This window comes from Ensifer meliloti (assembly GCF_030064585.1).
GTDB lineage: Bacteria > Pseudomonadota > Alphaproteobacteria > Rhizobiales > Rhizobiaceae > Sinorhizobium > Sinorhizobium meliloti.
In genome coordinates, this window is sequence record NZ_CP120364.1 from 659,493 (window position 1) to 678,288 (window position 18,796).

Below are 18,796 nucleotides of genomic sequence, written 5' to 3' on the forward strand. Positions count from 1 at the left end.
GGAGCAAGCCGGTAAAGTCGTTGCAGAGAGGCGGAGGCACCGTCTCCGCCACGCATCTCGATGGGACTCACATGCAGAAGAACTACTATTTTCCGGAAGGCGGCCATCCTCCTCAGACCAACCTGCTTACCGACCGCGCCATCTTCACCGAGGCCTATGCGATCATTCCAAAGGGCGTCATGCGCGACATCGTGACGAGCTATCTGCCCTTCTGGACGAACACACGGCTCTGGGTCCTGTCGCGACCGCTTTCCGGCTTCGCCGAGACCTTCTCGCAATATATTATGGAGGTCGGCCCTTCCGGCGGCAGCAACAGGCCGGAGACGGATCCCCGCGCCGAAGCAGTGCTGTTCGTGGTGGACGGCGAGTTCCATCTGACGCTCGGCGACGAGACGCATCTGATGCAATCCGGCGGCTATGCCTTCATCCCGCCCGGCACCGAATGGAGCCTCAGAAACGAATCCGGTGCGCCGACGCGCTTCCACTGGATCCGCAAGGCCTATGAGAAGGTTGACGGGGTTCCCCTTCCCGAGCCGATCGTCACCAACGAGCGCGAGATCCCACCCTCCCCCATGCCGGAAACGGACGGGCGCTGGGCCACCACCCGCTTCGTCGATCCTTCCGACATGCGCCACGACATGCATGTCACGATCGTGACCTTCGAGCCCGGCGGCGTCATCCCGTTCATGGAAACCCATGTGATGGAACACGGGCTCTACGTGCTCGAAGGCAAGGCCGTGTACCGACTCAACAATGACTGGGTGGAGGTGGAAGCAGGCGACTATATGTGGCTCAGGGCGTTCTGCCCGCAAGCCTGCTATGCCGGCGGACCGGGCAAATTCCGCTACCTGCTCTACAAGGACGTGAACCGCCACATGACGCTCGGCAACCCGGGCAGGCTCGCCTGATATTGCAGCCTGCCGCGATCCGCCATAGCTTGGGCGCATGGCGACGCCGAAGCTGGAGGCCTACCGCAAGAAGCGGGATTTTTCGAAGACGCCGGAGCCGGTCGGAAATCTGACCGGCGGCGGCAATCGCTTCGTCGTGCACAAGCACCATGCGACCGCCGACCACTACGATTTGCGGCTTGAGGTCGACGGCGTGCTGAAAAGCTGGGCGGTGCCGAAAGGTCCGTCGCTCAATCCGGCCGACAAGCGGCTGGCGGTGGAGACGGAGGACCATCCCCTCGACTATATCGACTTCGAGGGCGTGATCCCCGAAGGCGAATATGGCGGCGGTCCGATGATCGTCTGGGACAAGGGCGTCTGGGCGCCGATGGGCGATGTCGACGACGACCTGCGCAAGGGCGCCTTCAAGTTTCGCCTGGCAGGGGAGAAACTCAACGGCGGATGGATGCTGGCGCGTCTGAAGCCTCGCCCGGGAGAGGAGGACCAGCGCAACTGGCTCCTTTTCAAGGAGCGCGATCCGGCCGCCGACACATCGATCGATATCCTTGCCGCCCGGCCGGAAAGCGTCAAATCCGGCCGGCGGATCGAGGAACTGGTGGAGAAGCCGAAGGCCCCGCCAAAGCCGGTCAAGCTCAATCCCGGCGCGCTTGCCGGTGCGGTCAAGGCCGCACCACCCGAACGCATCGAACCTCAACTCGCAACACAGACGATTCTCCCCCCGGAAGCCGAAAAGGACTCGAAAAAGCCCGAGCGCTGGCTGCACGAGATCAAGTTCGACGGCTATCGCACCATGGCCCACGTGGCGGACGGAAAGGTGCGCCTCGTCACCCGCGGCGGGCTCGACTGGACGAAGCGCTACGGAGACCTGCCGGAGGCTTTCCGGCGGCTGCCGTGCCGCGATGTGATCATCGACGGCGAGATCGTCGTGCTGGACGAGACGGGGGTCAGCCGCTTCGCGCTGCTGCAGGATGCGCTTTCCACCGGCGCCGGCAACAGCCTCGTCTTCTACGCCTTCGACCTCCTGCATCTCAACGGCTGGAACCTTTTCGACGTCCCGCTCGAAAAGCGCAAGGCACTGTTGAAGCAATTGCTTGCAGAGCAGGTCTCAAGCCGCTCGGCGATCCAGTTCAGCGATCATGTGCTGGGTGAGGGGCGCGCGCTTTACGACCGGGCCTCCGAGATGGGCCTGGAAGGGATCGTCTCCAAACGCATCTCGGCACCCTACCGAAGCGGCCGGTCGAAGACCTGGACCAAGACGAAGGCTTTGAAGGCGGAGGATTTCGTGATCGTCGGCTACACCGTTTCGGAGGCGGCCGAGGGCATTGCGTCGCTTGCACTCGGAGAGTGGGCCGACGGCGAGCTGGAATATCGCGGCAAGGTTGGAACCGGCTTCGACGCGCAGATGCTCAAGGAGTTGCTCGCAAGGCTCGAACCCTTGCGCGCCGGCGCCGCAAAGCTCGAGGGAGCGCCGAGGGAGATCATCTGGGTGCGGCCCTTGCTCCGGGCGCATATCCACTACGGCAACCGGACGACCGATAACGTCCTGCGTCACGCCGTCTTCAAGGGGCTCCGCGACGTCGAGCTGTCGACGCCGGTTTCCATGTCGAGAAAGCGCCTGATCTCGGACGCGGACCTCGCCGGCATATCGATCACCAACCCGACCCGGCGGCTCTTCGGCAAATCCGGCCCGACCAAGCTCGACCTTGCCGTCTATTATGCGATGATCGGCGACTTCATGCTGCCGCATATTCTCGGCCGTCCCGTTTCGCTGGTACGCTGCCCGACCGGCCGGACGCAGGATTGCTTCTTCCAGCGCCACCCTTTTACCGGCATGCCGCCTTCGGTCGCGACGTTCCAGGCAACCAACTCGGAGGGCGAGGCGAAAACCTACCTGTCGGTCGAGGACGCGAGAGGATACCTGGCGCTGGCGCAGTTCGGCGTCGTCGAATTCCACAATTGGGGGACGACGCGCAAGCTGCTCGGCAAGCCGGATCGCGTCGTCTTCGATCTCGATCCCGGCGAGGGCATCGCCTGGCGCGAGGTGGTCGAGGCCGCGATCCACATCAAGGCCGAACTCGAGGCGCTCGCGCTGGTACCCTTCGTAAAGACATCTGGCGGCAGGGGAGTGCACGTCGTCGTACCGGTCGTGCCGAAGCTCGACTGGAAGAAATTCCATCAGGCAACGAGCGCGCTCGCGACCCGTCTCGCGGCCACCGCTCCCGACACCTTCACCACCACCATGGGCAAGGACAACCGCATAAGGCGCATTTTCATCGACTTCCATCGCAACGCCCGCAGCCATACCTGGGCGGCCCCCTATTCGCTGCGCGCCCGCACCAATCTGCCCGCCTCCACCCCGCTCAGGTGGGCGGATCTGGAGACTATCGACGCTCCGGCGGATTTGAACTATTCTTCGCTGCCGGGCCTTCTGGCCACGTCCGGCGATCCCTGGGCCGATATCGACGACTTCGCGAGGGATCTGCCTATACTGTAGTCGTTGAGGCGCGGGATGCAGGCGGAAACCGCATGCACTTTCCTCATCCCGCTCTGGCAGATGTGATCGTAGTGCCGCGTAGGGAGAAAACCATGGCACCAAGGGCAAGTTGGAAGGGCTATATCAGACTGAGTCTCGTGAGCTGTCCGGTGAGGCTCTACCCCGCCACCAGCGCAAGCGAGCGCATTTCCTTCAATCAGCTTCACAAGGACACCCATAACCGGATCAACATGAAGCCCGTCGATCCGGAGCTCGGCCTCGTCGAGCGTTCGGACCTCGTGAAAGGCTACGAATACGAAGACAAGAAATACATCATCATCGAGGATTCGGATCTGGAAAGCGTCCGGATCGAATCCAATCACACGATGAACATCGAGGCTTTCGTCGACGCCGGTTCCGTTGACGTCATCTATCAGGACGCCCCTTATTACCTGGCGCCCGACGGGGCCATGGCCGAGGAAACCTTCGTCGTCCTGCGTGAAGCTCTGCGCCAAAGCGGGAAGCTCGCGATCGCCCGTCTCGTGCTGTCCAGCCGCGAACGGGTGGTGACCATCGGTCCGCGCGAGACCGGAATGTTCGTCTGCACCTTGCGCAATCCCAACGAGGTGCGCGGCACGGCGGATTATTTCGGCAACATTCCGGTCGGCAAACCGGATCCCGAGATGCTGCAGCTTGCCGAAGCGCTCATCGAGCAGAAGACGACCACCTTCGATCCGAAGCAGTACGAGGACCGCTACGAGGTCGCGCTGATGCAGATGATCCGCGAGAAGCTCAAGGGTCACAAGCCGATCATTGCGCAGGCGCCCGAACGCGGCAACGTCGTCAATCTCATGGATGCCCTGAAGGCGAGCCTTTCCCAGGCCAAGCCGCCCGCCCGGAGCAAGCCCAAGGCGGAGCCCGCAGCAAAGGAGCCCGCTGCCAAAGCCGCGGCGGCGAAACGCGTAACTGCTAAACCCGCGGCCAAGAAGAAAGCCTGATGGCGCTTGCCGGTCGGACATTCGGTATCGTGGGCGCGCTCGCCGCCTTTCCGCGGCGGCTGGCGGCTCGCGAGGTCGAGCGCCAGGGCGGGCACCTCAGGCGCGGTGTCAACAGGCAGACGAAGTTCGTGGTCTTCGGGCGCGGGCTGCTCGCAAAGGCGTCCGAAGCAGAGATCGAGGCTCGCTTCGACAGCGAAACCGGGCAGCGTCGGCGCGTGCTCAGCGAAAACGGCTTCCTCCGCCTGCTCGGACTGGCGAGCGCCCCGGAAACATCGGCGCTTACGCGGCAATCGCTCGTCGACCAGTCCGGGCTCTCCCCTCGCCACCTCGATCTTCTGTCGTTGTTCGACGCTTTCGAGCATGACGGCGAGCCCTATTCTTTCCGTGATCTGATCCTCGCCAGAAAATATGCGGGACTGATGGCCAGCGGCGCCGGCTGGGGCGCGATCGCGCGCTCGGTCCACCGCTCCGGAAACGTCGCCTCCCTCACCGCGCTCTCGCTGCACCACGAAGGCAAGGATACGATCTATGCGCGACGCGCCGAGGGCTTGAGCGAGCTCGACGGTCAATTGCTGCTCGACGTCGGCTCTCCCGACGAGGAGGCGCTCGAAGATCTCTTCGCTCAGGCCGAAGCGGCCGAAGAGGCGGGGGAATACGACCAGGCGGCCGCGTTCTACCAGCGCTATCTCGCCATCGACCGCACCGACGAGGTTGCAGCGTTCAACCGGGCCAACTGCCTCAGAGCCGCCGGGCGGGAGGCCGAAGCGGCGCATGACTATGCCCGCGCCATAAAGCTCGATCCTTGCTTCGTCGAGGCCTGGTTCAATCTTGCCGGGCTGATGGGCGAACGTGGGCGCACGGACACGGCCAGGCGGCATCTGAGGAGAGCGGTCGAAATCGATGGCGATTACGCCGATGCCATCTTCAACCTGGCGAAGCTGGAGTTCGATGCCGGCAATCTCGCCGAAGCCCGCCGCTGGTGGATGCGTTACCTCGAGCTCGATCAGCATTCCGAATGGGCACGCGCCGCCGAGCGCGGCGTGCAGTTCGTGAACCTTCATCTCCTCTCCAGAACGGCTGGCTGACATGAGCGGAAAATTCCTGTTCGACGGGCCGGGCGATGCGCCCGTCACCATTCTCCTCGCGCATGGAGCCGGCGCGCCGATGGATTCGACTTCGATGACCGCGGCCGCCATGGCGCTTGCAGGGGTGGGTTTTCGCGTCGCCCGCTTCGAGTTCGGCTATATGGCAGCCCGGCGCACTGCCGACGGGCGCAAGCCCCCGCCCCGCGCGGAAACGCTCAATCCGGAGTATCGGGCGGCCGTTGCCGAGCTCGGCGCCCAAGGCACCCTCGTGATCGGCGGCAAGTCCATGGGCGGTCGCGTCGCCAGCATGGTCGCCGACGACCTTCACGCCGAGGGCAAGATCGCCGGGCTCCTTTGCCTCGGCTATCCCTTCCATCCCCCCGGAAAACCGGACCAGTTGCGCACCCGACATCTTACCGATCTCAAGACGCCTGCACTGATCTGTCAGGGGACCCGCGACGAATTCGGCACCCGCGACGAGGTTTCGCGATACGCCTTGTCCGACAGGATCGAACTTCTCTGGCTGGAGGACGGCGACCACGACCTCAAGCCGCGCAAGACAGTCTCGGGCTTCTCGACCGCAGATCACCTGAAGACGCTGGCCGAGGCGGTTGCGCGATGGGCGGATCGCCTCGCGCCTTGAGCTCCTCATGAAGATCGCGACCTTCAACATCAACGGCGTGAACAAGCGGCTCGACATCCTCTTGACCTGGCTCGGTACGGCCGAGCCGGACGTGGTCTGCCTGCAGGAGCTCAAGGCGACTGACGGACAGTTTCCGAGAGCCGCGATCGAGGCGGCCGGTTACGGTGCCGTCTGGCGGGGCCAGACCGCCTGGAACGGCGTTGCCATTCTCGCCCGCGATCGTGAGCCGGTGCTCACGCGAACCGGGTTGCCCGGCGATTCCTCGGATACGCAGAGCCGCTACATCGAAGCTGCGGTGAACGGCATCCTGATTGCGTCGCTCTATGCGCCCAACGGCAATCCGCAGCCCGGGCCGAAATTCGACTACAAGCTCGCCTGGCACCTGCGCTTCAACCAGCATGCCGCCGCGCTGCTCGAGACGGGCGTGCCGGTGGTGCTCGCCGGCGACTACAACGTCGTTCCGGAACCGCGCGACATCTATCCGACCCGCTCCTACGACGACAACGCCCTCGTCCAGCCGGAAAGCCGCGCAGCCTTCCGGAGCCTTGTCGATCAGGGCTGGCTCGACGCACTGCGCAAGATCCACCCGAAAGAGCAGCTCTTCACTTTCTGGGACTACCGCCGCAACCGCTGGCAGCGCGACGCCGGCCTTCGCCTCGACCACATTCTCCTGAGCCGCAAGCTCCGGCGCCGCCTGACCGGCGCCGGCATCGACCGGGAGATCCGTGCGCTTGAAGGGTCGAGCGACCATGCGCCGGTATGGGTGTCGATGCGGGATTAGTTCCTGCACGTTTTGCAGCTTTCGCTGGCAGGCGACCGGACGGCCAGCTTCCTCCACCGGCGTGCCTTACGTTTCTTCCACCAGATGATGACGCCGGTGGCGGATAGCATGGCGACCAGCGCGCCCATCAAGGTCATGGAGACCTTGAACGGAAGACCCCACACGGCTGCCATCTGCAGGGCAGTCAGCCAAGTCGTGACGGTATCGCCGGCCGCTTGCCCGGTGGGCAGGTAGATTCCGAGAAATGCGCCGCTGTCGCCATGGAAAGCGAGACGCGTATTCCCGCCTTCACGGAACTCACCCGCGTCACGACTCGATGTCACGATGTCACGATGTAGGTGTAAACCGCGCCGAGGGTCGTACCCCACCCAGTCTTCCCTTTCTACGGCAGATCCGCGTGCCTTGCGTGCTCGGCGACAAGTCGCCGCGCCACGGCGAGCGCCTCCTTGCGATCGGTCAGCGGCTGGTAGCGCGGCTCGGCGAGCCTGGGAGCATGTTCCCGGAAGCGAGTGGCCGCCTGCGTCGGCAGGGGCGCCTTCGTCACCGGATTATAGACTTCTTTCAGATTGAAAGAGACCGAAGACCAGGCCAGCACGAACAGCATGGCCCAAACCCAAAGCCCGCCTGCGCGGTGGAGATCGAAGCTGAACTTGTGCGGCCCGCCATAAATCCGCAGCCGCCACGCCTTGCCCCATTGCCGCCGGAAGTTCTTGGCCCGCCGAACGACTAGTCAACCACTAGCGGAAGCTCTCGCCGCAACAGCCTTCGCTGGATTCAGCTGCAGGAAATGTTCGCCTCAAAGGCAGCTGGTGATGCCACCGTCGACATAGAGTATGTGACCGGTGACGAAGCTCGATGCGGCCGACGCCAGGAACACAGCGGCCCCTGCCAGCTCGCCGGTATCGCCCCAGCGGCCAAGCGGCGTTCTCTGCTCGAGCCATGTCGAGAACTTCTCGTCCGAAACCAGCGCACTGTTCAGTTCCGTCTTGAAGTAGCCTGGCGCAAGCCCGTTGACGCGGATGCCGTATCGGCCCCAGTCGAGCGCCATGCCTTTGGTCAGCATTTTGAGCCCGCCTTTAGACGCGGCGTAGGGCGCAATCGAGGGACGTGCGAGTTCGCTCTGGACCGAACAGATATTGATTATCGTCCCCTCGCGGCGTTCGATCATCCCCTGAACGACCGCCTGGCCGACAAGGAAAGCACTCGTCAAATTGGTTTCGATGACGCGCCTGAAGGCGTCTTCCGGGAATTCGTGAAGCGGCGTGCGGTGCTGTATTCCCGCATTGTTGACCAGAATGTCGATACGGCCTCGCTCGGCGAGAATATCGGCCACCGCTCGGCCGACCTCGGCCGACTTGGTGACGTCGAAGGCCGAGGTTCCCACGGTGAAGCCGTGCTCTTCGAGTTCCGCACGCGCACCGGCAAGGCGCGCCTCGTCGCGACCGTTGAGGATAACTGACGCCCCCGCCTCGCAAAGAGCGTGCGCCATGGTGAGGCCGAGCCCGCCGCTCGATCCGGTAATCAGGGCAACCCGGCCGCTCAGATCGAAAAGCGCGGGAAGACCGCTTATCCGCGGCGCGGCGTTTGAGGCGCCATCCATCATGTCTCGGGCTCCTGGGACGGGCGTGCCCACTCGGCACGGCGGGCATGGCGGAGCTTTGGCTTCGCCACCCACCCGGAACATAAGAGAAAACAGGGCTGTGGTACAGTTCCTGACCGGCGGTCGAGGTGGGATCAGCGTCCCATCCAGCCGCCGTCCACGGTGAGGATCGTGCCCGAGACGTAATCGGATGCCGCCGAGGCCAGAAAGACCGCCGGGTCGGCAAAGTCCTCGGGCCGGCCGCAGCGGCCCGCGGGGATGCGCGCGAGAATGGATTCGGCGCGGCTCGGATCGTTGCGCAAGGCCTCGGTATTGTCGGTGGCGATGTAGCCCGGGGGCAATGGCATTGACCTGAATGTTCCGGGCTGCCCATTCGTTGGCGAAAGCCTTGGCGAGCTGGCCGACCCCGCCCTTCGAGGCCGCATAGTCCGGCACGGTGATGCTCCCTGGAAGGTCAGGAGCGAGGCGGTGAAGATCACTTTCCCGCCCTTCCCGCGGGCGATCATGCCGCGGCCCACTGCCTGGGTCAGCAGAACTGCGCCGTAAGATTGGTTTCGATCACCTCGTCCCACCAGGCCCGCATGGGTGCCGACGGCGACCCGATGGCGGCGCTCGATGCGCGCATGCGCGTGCGGGTGATAGAGGGCTTGCGCGTGGCCGACATGTCGGCCGTCCCCGACATCAATGCCGGCAACACCAATGCTCCCGAGGGCAACCGCTGCGCCGGTTTCATTCTGGGAACGGCGTAAGAACGCAGCGCCTCGTCACGCCTCTGAGCCGTTTTCAGGAGCGTCTCGAGCATTACGACAGGGTCGGCCAATGAGGGCGTTCATGTTCCCGGTGGATGCAATCGCGTGTCCAGCGCAAATGGCTCTTGGAATTTGAGGGCATAGGCGGCCGGCGCGGCGCCCGCGAGAAAGACCAGGTTCCAGCTATGCGGCGAGACCGCGCTCGGGATTGCGACGAACCGATGGCGTCGAAGCAGATCATCCCCATAGGCTTGCTGTCCCGCGCCGGGAATGCCCGGCCGTGCCCAGTTGGGATTAGGCACGCTTTTCGGATCGACGACATAGACATCGCCGGCGTCCGCGATGGCTGCGGCCGTCATTGTATGCGCCACCATGTCCAGCGCCCGAAAACCCTTATGAACCGCGACCTCAAGGATCGCCGTCGCAGGGTCGAGTGAGCAGTAGACCGCACGAACCCCCTTACTGTTCCAGCGGCCGCCCACTCGGTAGGCGCCTTCTCCGCTATCCCATGTCGGTGCGTGGACGGCTTGGTCGAGCCGCCAAGCCACCAACTCGGTCCCGCCGAGCGCAACCGGCAGAAGGGTCATGCATAGATGCCGTATTCGACGCGGTCGAGATGATCCTCGACCAGCTCGACGCCGGCCGGCGTCCCGAGAAGATCAATCGGGCGGCGTTGGTCTAGTCCGACCGCCGGACGCTCCAGCCATTGTTCGGCTTCCGCCTGCGATCCAAAAATATCCGTCGCCTTTGCGAGTATTTCCGCAAACTTCCACGCGCGACCACTCTGCTCCTGGCTAAGCGGCTTGTTGGGTGTCTCCTTGCGCCGCTGCCACGTGCGCAAACTCATACCTACTGCCTTTTCGAGCGACTCGGTCTTGCCGATGAAGACGAGATTCCCGACAAGGTGATCCAGTGCCGATGCCGGCAGACCACGCAAGAGAAGCTCGTGCGCGTCGAGCGCATTGGTCAGGTGATGCGCCAGAACACGCGAACCGCCGAGTAAGGTCTCGATTTTTTGCAGCTCACCACCGCCTGCCGCTGGTATCGGTGCTTTTGCCGCGAGAGCCATAATTTTTCTCCTACGTCATCTGTCGCTCAAAATATGCCACCTGTCGCGACCGGTTTCAAGGGTTTCGGAGGACAGGCGACTTTTTTGCCTATCTGCGAGCCTCAGTCCCTGTGTCTGTCGTCGCCGAGGAAGGTCCTGGCAATTTCGGAAACGAGATCCGGGAGGACCCTGAACGCGTAGGGTTCATGGACGCGCTCGAACTTCTGGTGGAACTCCCGTCCCCAAGGTCCGAGATTGACGGTCGGAAAACGCAGCGCGTTTTCGGATGGCCGATCGACCAGACGTGAGATCGGGGTGTTGTCCGAAACGACCTGGCTGCCGCTGGCGGCAAGCCCGAGGAAACTCATGTCGGAGATTCCGTAAAAATGCGGCTTCCAGATGAGGCTTCGCGCGGGATCGTTGCCAAGACCGGCACGCGCCTTCTCGATCGCCTGATGAAGGGAGCGGTCGTTTCCTTCCGCCAGGCGCAGATGGCTGGGCGGATAATGCAATCCCGAGAAGCCGATGACGATGGCGGGGCCGGAAAGGCGCGCGATACCGACGAGCCACTCAGTAAGTTGCCGCGTAGCGACGAGAGGGTTGTCGCTCTGGGAGAATTCCCTTTCCTTCTCGGCATAGAATGCGTCGAAGCCGTGCCCGAAAACGCGTGCAGCCGCCGCCCGCAATTCCTGGAACGACAGAAGGCGCGGCTTGGCTGGTAGGCCGCCCGCACTTCTGCCGACGAGCTTGCCGTATTCCGCCGACTGTGCCGAAAACGTCTCGATGGCCTCGTTCGCGCCGGTCAGCACCTCCTCTCGGAAGCGCTCAAAGAGTGCGTCCGCCGTCATCGAATGGTAGAGCCAGTTGAAAGCTATCCAGAAGCGCTCCGGCGTCGTCACTTCGTAACCGTCGCGCAGGTCCTTCGCCTCGAGGCAGATCGGCGGCGGCGAGATGTCGTTGTCGTCGCGATCCGCCAGGGAAGCATTCCCTTCCAGGCGTGCCAGGATCCCGGCCGCCATGGCCTGTGCGCTCACCCCTTCGAAGGGGTAGCTCGCATGAGAGCTGCAGCCGATCACCAGGGCAAAGGGTAGGAGCTTGCCGATCGTGCCGGCGTAAACGGCCCGTCCTTCGCTGCCGTCGCCCTGATCCGAGGTCACGTCGAGGTTGATGCCCCCGGCTATTTCGATGTCGAAATCCCTGACCAAGCCGGGCAACGCGTCCCGGAGCGATCGCATTCCCCGGCTTTCCCGTTCCTCGTCGGGGGTGGCGACCAGCATGAGATTGCCCTGTCGGTCCGTGTCGGCCGCGAATTGTTCGAGACAGGCTATGGCCACGGCGAGTCCGCTCTTCATGTCGAGAAGGCCGCGGCCGGGGAGGAAGTCGCCACTCGCCAGGTCCTGCAGGGCCTGCTCTTCCTGTTCGGATCGGCCGGTTCGCGCCGACAGGCTTTCGATGAGTGCATCCTTGAGCGCCAGGCTGTCGCATGCCAGCGCCTTGAGCTCGTGATAGTTGTCGGTCGACACGGTGTCGAAGTGGCCGGCCATGACCAGTGTTCGCTTGCCCGTGCCGCGAACGAGCGCAACGACATTGCGGGTCAGCGGTTCGCCGTGACTTGCAAGGAGGCCCAGGTCCTGCGGATGCTCCCGAAAATAGGGGAGTTCGCCGAGAAGCCCATGGAGGCGATCCGCGAAGGATGCTTCGCCCGGCGTGCCGGTTTCACTGGGCCAGGACGTCATGCGCAGAGCGAATTGCCGGACGCGCTCGCTGTCGATCCGGCTTCCAGCGCGAGAGACAGTCTCTTCTTGTGCATTCGTCATCGCAATTCTCCGTCTTCAGTTCGACAGGTGCTTTCGAAGGAATCCACGCGTTCGGTCTTCACCAACGGTGTGTGGGCCATGATTGCGTCGGAACTGAACGAGCTGATCTCGACGATACGGGTAACTGACGGTGTCTCGAAAAGCGAGACGTTTATGATGCGGGGACGCGCTTGATCGGAAGGGTGTGGTGACCCGACGGCTTGGCCGCCACGCCGGCGCGGCCTTTTTCAGCACGCGCTTTTGCATATCGCGAGAGGCCGATCTTGATGCCGACCAGCACGGGGGCGGCGATGACGAAGAGGAGGCCGATCGCGTTGAATGCGGTGTCGAAGGCGATCACGGTGGACTGACCTGCCACGGCCCGGCCGAGAAGACTGGCCGCCCCGCGGCTCGCGGCAGCCGCGTCCATCCCTTTTGCCGTTAGCAGGGCAGCGGTGGTCGTCAGCCGATCGGCGATGGCGGGAGCTCCTGCGGTGACGTTGGCGCCGAGGACCGCGAGATTGTGGGAGACGTTGTGCTCGATCAGGGTCTGGAGTGCGCTGACCCCTATGAGACCGCCGAGCTGGCGGCCCGTATTGAAGAGACCGATACCGGAGGCGAGATTTCGGCTTTTGAGATTGCTGAAGGCGATCAGGGTGATCGACAGGAACAGGAAGCCAAGGCCGGCGCCGCGCAAAAGGATCGCTGCCATCATGTCGCCCGCACCGCTTTCGCTGGTCGACCCGGACAGCATCCACATCGCCGCCATGATCATCAGGATGCCGAAGGGCACGGTGGCGACCGGAGGAACACGGCGGAGCTGCATGAGAAAGGCGGCGATGAGGAGCGCGCCGATGAAAAGTGCCCCGCTCGGCAGCAGGAGCTGCCCGGCGTCTGTCGGCGTGAAGGCAAGGACGGACACGGCAAAGGACGGGATCAGGAACGCGCTCCCGAACAATGCGGCGCCGGCGACGAAACTGACGATGAAGGCGAAGCAGAAATCCTCCGTTTCGAACAGGGTGAAGTCGAACAGGCCCTGTCCTTTGGCGAGCACCTGCTGACCGAGAAAGGCCAGAAGCGTGGCTGTACCGATCACTGCCAGCCACAGGATTCGCGGCTCCTCGAACCAGTCCCACCGGCTGCCCTGGCTGAAGACGTAGGTGAAGCAGAAAAGCGCAATGGAAATCAGGGAGAAGCCGATCCAGTCAAACGGCCGCCGCGCGGCTCGTGCGGGCATCGGGGCATCCGCGATCAGCAGAAGCCCGGCAGCCGCCAGCGCCAGCGGAACGATGCTGAAGAAGATCCATGTCCAGGACTGGCTATCGAGCAGCCAGCCCTGAAGCGCCGGGGCAATCGTCGCGGGAGCGACGACGGACCCCATCGCGAACAGGGCCTGGAGGATCGGCTGACGGGACCGCGGAAAGGCGAGAAAGATGATCGCCTGGCCGCCGACGAGCAGGGTGCCGCCGCAAAAGCCCTGAATCATTCGAAGAGCGACGAGGAGGTCCAGCCGGGCCGTCATGGCGGCAATGCCGCATGCCATGCCCATGGCCAGCGTCGAGCCGACGATCAGGCTGCGCGGATCGAAGCGGCTCATCAGCCAGGAGGCGGCCATGAACCCGATAAGCTTGAAAGCGGTGTAGCCGACATCCAACCGGGCGAACTCGTCGGGCGTCGCATATGTGTCGCCGATGATATCGCCGCGCCCGAGCGAGAGCACGGTGCTGGCGATCGCCTCGGTCAGCGTCGCAAGCACTATGCCGGCGACGAGAAGGCCCCCTGCCATGGATATGTCGCGGCCCGGCGTGGCGGTGGCGATGGTCATGAACCGCTCTCCAGATCGATCTCGACACGCGCTGACAGGCCCGGCAGGAGGCGGCCCGACAGCGGATTGCCGGCGAACCGGATCTTCACCGGAACGCGCTGGACGACGCGGACGAAGTTGCCCGTGGCGTTGTCTGCGGGCAGCAGGCTGAAGGCAGAGCCGCTGCCGGGTGAAAAACTGTCCACCACGCCTTCAAGCGCTCCGCTCGGGTAACCATCGATGGTGATGCTGGCGCGCTGACCGGGCCGGATATGTTCGAGCTGGGTTTCCTTGAAATTCGCGACGATCCATACATTGTCGAGCGGAACGATATCGAGCAGGGAAGCGCCCGGCGCTACGAGCCGGCCGACGCGCACCTGCCGGTTGCCGATGACGCCGCCGACGGGGGCGCGCACCACGGTGCTCTCCAGATCAAGCCCGGCGAGGTCGCGCGCGGCCTCCGCCTGTGCCACCGCAGCGACGGCGGCTTCGCGCTGCGCGGCAAGCACGGCGATGCGCTGCTGCTGCGCCTCCACCGTTGCGGAAGCCGCCAACACGTTCGCCTCGGCCCTCGATTTCGCCGCGTCGCTTTCGTCGACATGGGCCTGGCTGATCGTGTTGCTGCGGATAAGCTCGCGGCGGCGGTCAGAGGCCTTGGCCGCCAGGTTCAACTCGGCCACGACCGAACGTCGCTGCGCTTCGGCCTGGCGGATCAGGGCATGCTGAAGCGCCATCTCCGCATCGACGTTGGTCAGCCGTGCCTCTGCCGCTTCGACATTGGCCACCGCTTGCGCAAGCTTTGCGCGGTAGTCCCGATCGTCGATCCGGAAGAGCACGTCGCCCGCCCGTACCGCTTGGTTGTCCTCGACTTCGACAGCCGTGACGTAGCCTGCGACCTTTGGGGCAAGCGAGGTAACATCCCCGCGGACATAGGCGTTGTCGGTCGACGCCGCTCCGCTCTCGCGGGCCCAGGTCCACCCGGCAACGACGACGACGACCGCGCCGAGGCACAGCGCCAGGCCGATCATCTTTTTCCTGTTGGGTCGCGCCACGGCGACACCGTTCCCGGACCTTGCGCCGGTGATGATGGCGACCTTCTCCTCCAGCGATTCCATCTTCTCACTTCCTATTGGGTGTCGATTGCCGCAGCCCTGCCGCAGGGATCTGCGCCAGGGCTGCCGCGCTGATGAGCGTCTAGCCGTCACTCCCCGACCGGCGTGGTCAGTTCCGTTTCGTCAGTGTCCAGAACGAACACCGCCAGCAGCCGTGCAGGTTCCGTGTCGCTGGCGTTCGCACTTACTTCATGTTGCGAGCCTGGATCTTCGTAGAAGTTTTCGCCGACCTGATAGACCTTTTCCGGGGAGCCGTTGACGCTGCTGCGGATCGCGCCTTCGAGCACCGTCGCATAGATGAAGGCAGACTTCGGATGCGTGTGGGCGGGCGAACCGCCGCCGGGACCGTATTCGACAAGGACGCCCCTCATGCTTTTGCCGGGCACGTTCGGAAGGGCGTGGTCGAATACGACGGTCACCTTGCCGGCAGGCCGGTCGCCGGCCGAGGCTGCAGTGAACGAGAGTGCTGCAAGAGCAACGGCCGAGAGGAATCGCGTGAACATTTCAGTTCTCCTTTGAGAGTGCTTTGGTGTGGCGCGGCCCGGTGCCGGGTCGCCTTTTCGATTGTTCGCGGGAGCCTCAGCCCGCGGCTTGCCGGCCGAGCCAGTCCTCGAAGCGGATCGCGCCGAGGCGCGGGTTCTTGCCGGGGGTCAGCGATTGATCGTCAAGCACGGCGCCGAAGTAGCGCGCGTGGACATCGGGCAGGACCTTGCGCGGGTCCTCAGTCGACCGCAGGAAGCGCCTGACCAGTTCATCGAGCGGTATCGCCTCGGGACCGGCGACTTCGAGCGTGCCGTTGACCGGCGGTGCGACCGCGACCTCGGCGAGCGCCGCCGCCACGTCGTCGGAGGCGATCGGCTGGATCAGCGCCGGCGACAGGCGGATCTCGTCGCCGACGGCCGCCGCTTGGGCAATGCCGCCGACGAACTCGAAGAATTGCGTGGCACGCAGGATGGTGTAGGGAATGCCGGATGCCTTGATGAGGTTTTCCTGCGCGACCTTCGCACGGAAATACCCGTTGTCGGGAAGACGTTCGCTGCCGACGATCGACAGGGCCACGTGGTGGCGGACGCCGGCGGCAGCTTCAGCAGCCAGCAGGTTGCGGCCCGACGTCTCGAAGAAATCGAGAACGGCCTTGTCCTCCCACACCGGCGCGTTCGCCACGTCGACGACGACATCCGCGCCGTCCAGCGCCCCCGCGAGGCCCTCGCGGGTGATGGTGTTCACGCCCGTATTGGGGGCGGCTGCGAGCACATCGTGGCCGCGCTCGCGAAGGTTCTGCACAAGTTTCGATCCGATGAGGCCGGTGCCTCCGATAACGACGATCTTCATCGCTTGTCTCCGCTTCTCTCGACTGCAACCATTGCCGTCGGTCTGAACGGAGAGTGCCTGCGCGCGTCAGGGAAGTCCCTGTGGCGGGCTTGAATTGCCCTTCAAGGAAGCTTGGAATTGCGTCCAAAGGAGCGGTTGTTCGACCGGCATGCCTTGCTGCCGGCGGTGCAGCCAGTTACGCGATGCCGTGCAATCAGATATTATTCGCCAGTTGCCCGGACAGCGAGCGCGGCCGGCCAGGGGATGCCGAAGTGCAATTCATGTTTGGAGACTACGTGCTCGACCAGGAGCGCCGGGAACTCACTCGGCGCGGACAGGTCGTGTCCGTCGGACCGCAGGTCTTCGACCTCCTGCTGCATCTGGTCGGCACCCGCGACCGTGTCGTCAGCAAGGACGAGTTGCTCCAGGCGGTGTGGGGCGGCCGCATCGTCTCGGAATCGACGATCACCAGCCACATCAATGCGGTTCGCAAAGCCATCGGCGACACCGGCGGGGAGCAGCGCCTGATCCGGACGGTCGCCCGCAAGGGCTTCCGCTTCGTCGGCGACATCAGGATCGGCGGGATCGGAGAAGTCCGACAGCCCGTCGGGCCAGGCGCCGCGTTACAGGCCTCCGGCGGATCGGGAGAAACAGCCTCCGCACTCGTCCTTCCGGACAAACCCTCCATCACCGTCCTGCCTTTTCAGAATCTCAGCGGTGATCCGGAGCAGGAATATTTCGCAGACGGCATCGTGGAGGACATCATCACGGCCCTCTCGCGCATCCGCTGGCTGTTCGTCATCGCCCGCAATTCGAGTTTTAGGTATAAAGGCCGGGCGGTGGAGGTGAAGGACGTCGGTAGGGAGCTTGGCGTGCGCTATGTGCTGGAAGGCAGCGTGCGCAAATCCGGAAACAGGGTGCGCATAACCGGGCAGCTCATCGACGCGACGACGGGGACGCATCTCTGGGCGGAGCGCTTCGAGGGCACCCTGGACGACATTTTCGAGCTGCAGGACCGGATGGCGGAAAGCGTCGTCGGCGCTATCGCACCTCAGGTCGAGCGGGCGGAAATGGAGCGCGCCAAGTGCAAGCCGACGGAAAGCCTCGACGCCCACGACTATTATCTGCGTGGAATGGCAAAACTGCACAGCGGAACCCATGAAGCAATCGAGGCGGCACTGCCCTTGTTCTATCGGGCGATCGAGCTCGATCAGGAATTTGCGTCTGCCTATGCCGGGGCCGCCTGGTGTTACTTCTGGCGCAAGTTGAATGGCTGGATGGTCGATCGGGCCGAGGAGATAGCCGAGGGCGCGCGCCTGGCGCGGCGGGCAGTGGAACTTGGCCGGGACGATGCGGTGGCGCTGACAAGAAGCGGTCACGCGCTCGGACATCTCGTCGGCGACCTGGACGGCGGCATTGCGCTCATCGACCGGGCACGGCTGCTCAACCCCAACTTCGCCCCCGCCTGGTTCCTCGGCGGCTTCCTGCGCGTTTTCCGCGGTGAACCGGAGAGTGCGATCGAGCATATCGAGCACGCCGCACGTCTGAGCCCCCTGGACCAGGAAATGTTCCGGATGCAGGCCGGAACGGCACTCGCGCATTTCTTCGCCGGTCGCTTCGACTCCGCCCTGGTCTGGGCGGAAAGGGCGCTGGGAAACCTGCCCAGCCTGCTCGTCGCGGTCGCCCTGGTGGCGGCGAGCCACGCGCTTGCCGGGCGGACGGAGGAAGCGCGAAAGACGATGCAGCGCCTGCGGGCGCTCGACCCGTCACTGCGCGTGTCCACCCTTCGGGACTGGCTGCCGATTCATCGCCCGGAAGACCTCGCCCGATTTGCGGACGGACTGCGGCTGGCCGGATTGCCCGAGTGATCGGATGCGGGGGAAAGCCGCTAGACACACCGTTTCTGGAAATGCTTACATCTAGCCTTCGTATGTGCCGACGATCTCCGCCTCGCCGATTAGATGCTTGCAGGCCCTCTCCCAGGCTTCTGCCGCGCCCACGTCGTCGGGGATCGAAAGATTGGCCGCGTCGAGGGCGGCAAGCCTGAACCGGTAACGGTGCACGCCTGTTCCGGAAGGCGGCTGCGGCCCGTCGTAACGGGCGTTTCCGAAATCGTTTCTGATGAACTTGATCCCACGTTCGGGTCCGGTATCGACCGCTTGCGGAAGCTCAGTCCAGCTGCCGGGAATGTTGATGATCGAGCAGTGGCGGAACAAACCGCTCACCGCATCGGGATCCTCGACGATCAACGCGAAGCTCTGCGTTGCCTCGGGCGTCCCCGTCCATTTCAGCGGCGGGAACAGGTTCTCGCCGAAGCGGGTATATTTCTGCGGTATCGGCTGGCCGTCGGCGAATACGGGACTGATCAGACTGAAGGTCATCAGTTGCCTCCTTCCATGTACGAGCAAATGCCGCAGCGATCTTTGCACGTCCCACGGAACGCACAGGCGCGGCTGCTACAAAAGCGAGAGCGCGGGCATTGGCCCAT

The 18,796-nt window shown here is 64.1% G+C and carries 20 protein-coding genes and 1 pseudogene; 8 read left to right on the plus strand and 13 right to left on the minus strand.

Features of this window, described 5'->3' with window-relative positions; all coding sequences use genetic code 11:
* The first annotated feature begins 71 nt into the window (after positions 1 to 71).
* The 6 genes from PZL22_RS03010 (at position 72) to xth (ending at position 6,888) form a co-directional block, all read left to right on the plus strand.
* On the plus strand, positions 72 to 908 hold the full coding sequence (locus PZL22_RS03010; protein ID WP_003526410.1) for a bifunctional allantoicase/(S)-ureidoglycine aminohydrolase: 837 nt from the start codon (positions 72 to 74) through the stop codon (positions 906 to 908).
* Positions 909 to 945: 37 nt separating this feature from the next.
* Positions 946 to 3,402: a DNA ligase D gene (gene ligD, locus PZL22_RS03015; RefSeq protein WP_284718458.1), complete on the plus strand. Its 2,457-nt coding sequence runs from the start codon at positions 946 to 948 to the stop codon at positions 3,400 to 3,402.
* Positions 3,403 to 3,494: 92 nt separating this feature from the next.
* A complete protein-coding gene (gene ku, locus PZL22_RS03020) occupies positions 3,495 to 4,379 on the plus strand; it encodes a non-homologous end joining protein Ku (RefSeq protein WP_284718459.1) in 885 nt (294 codons plus the stop codon).
* A complete protein-coding gene (locus PZL22_RS03025) occupies positions 4,379 to 5,464 on the plus strand; it encodes a tetratricopeptide repeat protein (protein ID WP_284718460.1) in 1,086 nt (361 codons plus the stop codon). Before ku ends, PZL22_RS03025 begins: the two co-directional genes overlap by 1 nt.
* A 1-nt stretch (position 5,465) precedes the next feature.
* The gene (locus tag PZL22_RS03030) at positions 5,466 to 6,107 is read left to right on the plus strand and encodes an alpha/beta hydrolase family protein (protein WP_284718461.1); all 642 of its coding nucleotides are present in this window, start codon (positions 5,466 to 5,468) and stop codon (positions 6,105 to 6,107) included.
* Positions 6,108 to 6,114: 7 nt separating this feature from the next.
* Complete coding sequence (gene xth, locus PZL22_RS03035; protein ID WP_003526415.1) at positions 6,115 to 6,888, plus strand: exodeoxyribonuclease III; 774 nt, start codon at positions 6,115 to 6,117, stop codon at positions 6,886 to 6,888.
* On the opposite strand, the gene PZL22_RS03040 is transcribed toward xth, so the two are convergent.
* The 5 genes and pseudogenes from PZL22_RS03040 to PZL22_RS31560 all read right to left on the minus strand — a co-directional run.
* Complete coding sequence (locus PZL22_RS03040; RefSeq protein ID WP_127515770.1) at positions 6,885 to 7,211, minus strand: PepSY domain-containing protein; 327 nt, start codon at positions 7,209 to 7,211, stop codon at positions 6,885 to 6,887. The two genes, xth and PZL22_RS03040, sit on opposite strands and share 4 nt — an antisense overlap.
* A gap of 59 nt (positions 7,212 to 7,270) precedes the next feature.
* Positions 7,271 to 7,564: a PepSY domain-containing protein gene (locus tag PZL22_RS03045; RefSeq protein ID WP_050543876.1), complete on the minus strand. Its 294-nt coding sequence runs from the start codon at positions 7,562 to 7,564 to the stop codon at positions 7,271 to 7,273.
* Between the two features lie 120 nt (positions 7,565 to 7,684).
* Positions 7,685 to 8,491 (minus strand): glucose 1-dehydrogenase, encoded by an 807-nt coding sequence (locus PZL22_RS03050; protein ID WP_284718462.1) that lies wholly within the window; start codon positions 8,489 to 8,491, stop codon positions 7,685 to 7,687.
* 131 nt (positions 8,492 to 8,622) lie between these two features.
* Positions 8,623 to 8,835 carry an SDR family oxidoreductase gene (locus tag PZL22_RS31555; protein WP_411974192.1) on the minus strand — a complete coding sequence of 71 codons (213 nt, stop codon included), beginning with the start codon at positions 8,833 to 8,835 and terminating at the stop codon, positions 8,623 to 8,625.
* Positions 8,804 to 8,923 (minus strand): annotated as a pseudogene (locus PZL22_RS31560) (SDR family NAD(P)-dependent oxidoreductase); the annotation flags it as partial. The gene PZL22_RS31555 and the pseudogene PZL22_RS31560, both read right to left, overlap by 32 nt.
* 113 nt (positions 8,924 to 9,036) lie before the next feature.
* Here PZL22_RS31560 and PZL22_RS03060 point away from each other — a divergent pair.
* The gene (locus tag PZL22_RS03060; RefSeq protein WP_324280275.1) at positions 9,037 to 9,237 is read left to right on the plus strand and encodes a GMC oxidoreductase; all 201 of its coding nucleotides are present in this window, start codon (positions 9,037 to 9,039) and stop codon (positions 9,235 to 9,237) included.
* An 80-nt stretch (positions 9,238 to 9,317) separates the two neighbouring features.
* Here the strand turns inward: PZL22_RS03060 and PZL22_RS03065 are convergent, their stop codons facing one another.
* The 7 genes from PZL22_RS03065 to PZL22_RS03095 form a co-directional block, all read right to left on the minus strand.
* Positions 9,318 to 9,824 carry an RES family NAD+ phosphorylase gene (locus tag PZL22_RS03065; RefSeq protein WP_003530504.1) on the minus strand — a complete coding sequence of 169 codons (507 nt, stop codon included), beginning with the start codon at positions 9,822 to 9,824 and terminating at the stop codon, positions 9,318 to 9,320.
* Positions 9,821 to 10,306 (minus strand): DUF2384 domain-containing protein, encoded by a 486-nt coding sequence (locus PZL22_RS03070; protein WP_003530506.1) that lies wholly within the window; start codon positions 10,304 to 10,306, stop codon positions 9,821 to 9,823. The genes PZL22_RS03065 and PZL22_RS03070 overlap by 4 nt, the downstream gene beginning before the upstream one ends.
* Positions 10,307 to 10,407: 101 nt before the next feature.
* The gene (locus PZL22_RS03075; protein ID WP_284718465.1) at positions 10,408 to 12,102 is read right to left on the minus strand and encodes a M20/M25/M40 family metallo-hydrolase; all 1,695 of its coding nucleotides are present in this window, start codon (positions 12,100 to 12,102) and stop codon (positions 10,408 to 10,410) included.
* A gap of 151 nt (positions 12,103 to 12,253) precedes the next feature.
* Positions 12,254 to 13,906 (minus strand): MFS transporter, encoded by a 1,653-nt coding sequence (locus PZL22_RS03080; protein WP_003530511.1) that lies wholly within the window; start codon positions 13,904 to 13,906, stop codon positions 12,254 to 12,256.
* A complete protein-coding gene (locus tag PZL22_RS03085; protein ID WP_003530513.1) occupies positions 13,903 to 15,000 on the minus strand; it encodes an HlyD family secretion protein in 1,098 nt (365 codons plus the stop codon). Before PZL22_RS03085 ends, PZL22_RS03080 begins: the two co-directional genes overlap by 4 nt.
* Before the next feature lie 86 nt (positions 15,001 to 15,086).
* The gene (locus PZL22_RS03090; RefSeq protein WP_003530515.1) at positions 15,087 to 15,500 is read right to left on the minus strand and encodes a cupin domain-containing protein; all 414 of its coding nucleotides are present in this window, start codon (positions 15,498 to 15,500) and stop codon (positions 15,087 to 15,089) included.
* 76 nt (positions 15,501 to 15,576) lie between these two features.
* On the minus strand, positions 15,577 to 16,329 hold the full coding sequence (locus PZL22_RS03095; RefSeq protein WP_003530516.1) for an SDR family oxidoreductase: 753 nt from the start codon (positions 16,327 to 16,329) through the stop codon (positions 15,577 to 15,579).
* Positions 16,330 to 16,580: 251 nt separating this feature from the next.
* Here PZL22_RS03095 and PZL22_RS03100 point away from each other — a divergent pair, with 251 nt between their 5' ends.
* A complete protein-coding gene (locus PZL22_RS03100) occupies positions 16,581 to 18,176 on the plus strand; it encodes a winged helix-turn-helix domain-containing tetratricopeptide repeat protein (RefSeq protein ID WP_284718466.1) in 1,596 nt (531 codons plus the stop codon).
* A 51-nt stretch (positions 18,177 to 18,227) separates the two neighbouring features.
* Here the strand turns inward: PZL22_RS03100 and PZL22_RS03105 are convergent, their stop codons facing one another.
* The gene (locus PZL22_RS03105) at positions 18,228 to 18,689 is read right to left on the minus strand and encodes a YbhB/YbcL family Raf kinase inhibitor-like protein (protein WP_003530520.1); all 462 of its coding nucleotides are present in this window, start codon (positions 18,687 to 18,689) and stop codon (positions 18,228 to 18,230) included.
* Between the last annotated feature and the right edge of the window lie 107 nt (positions 18,690 to 18,796).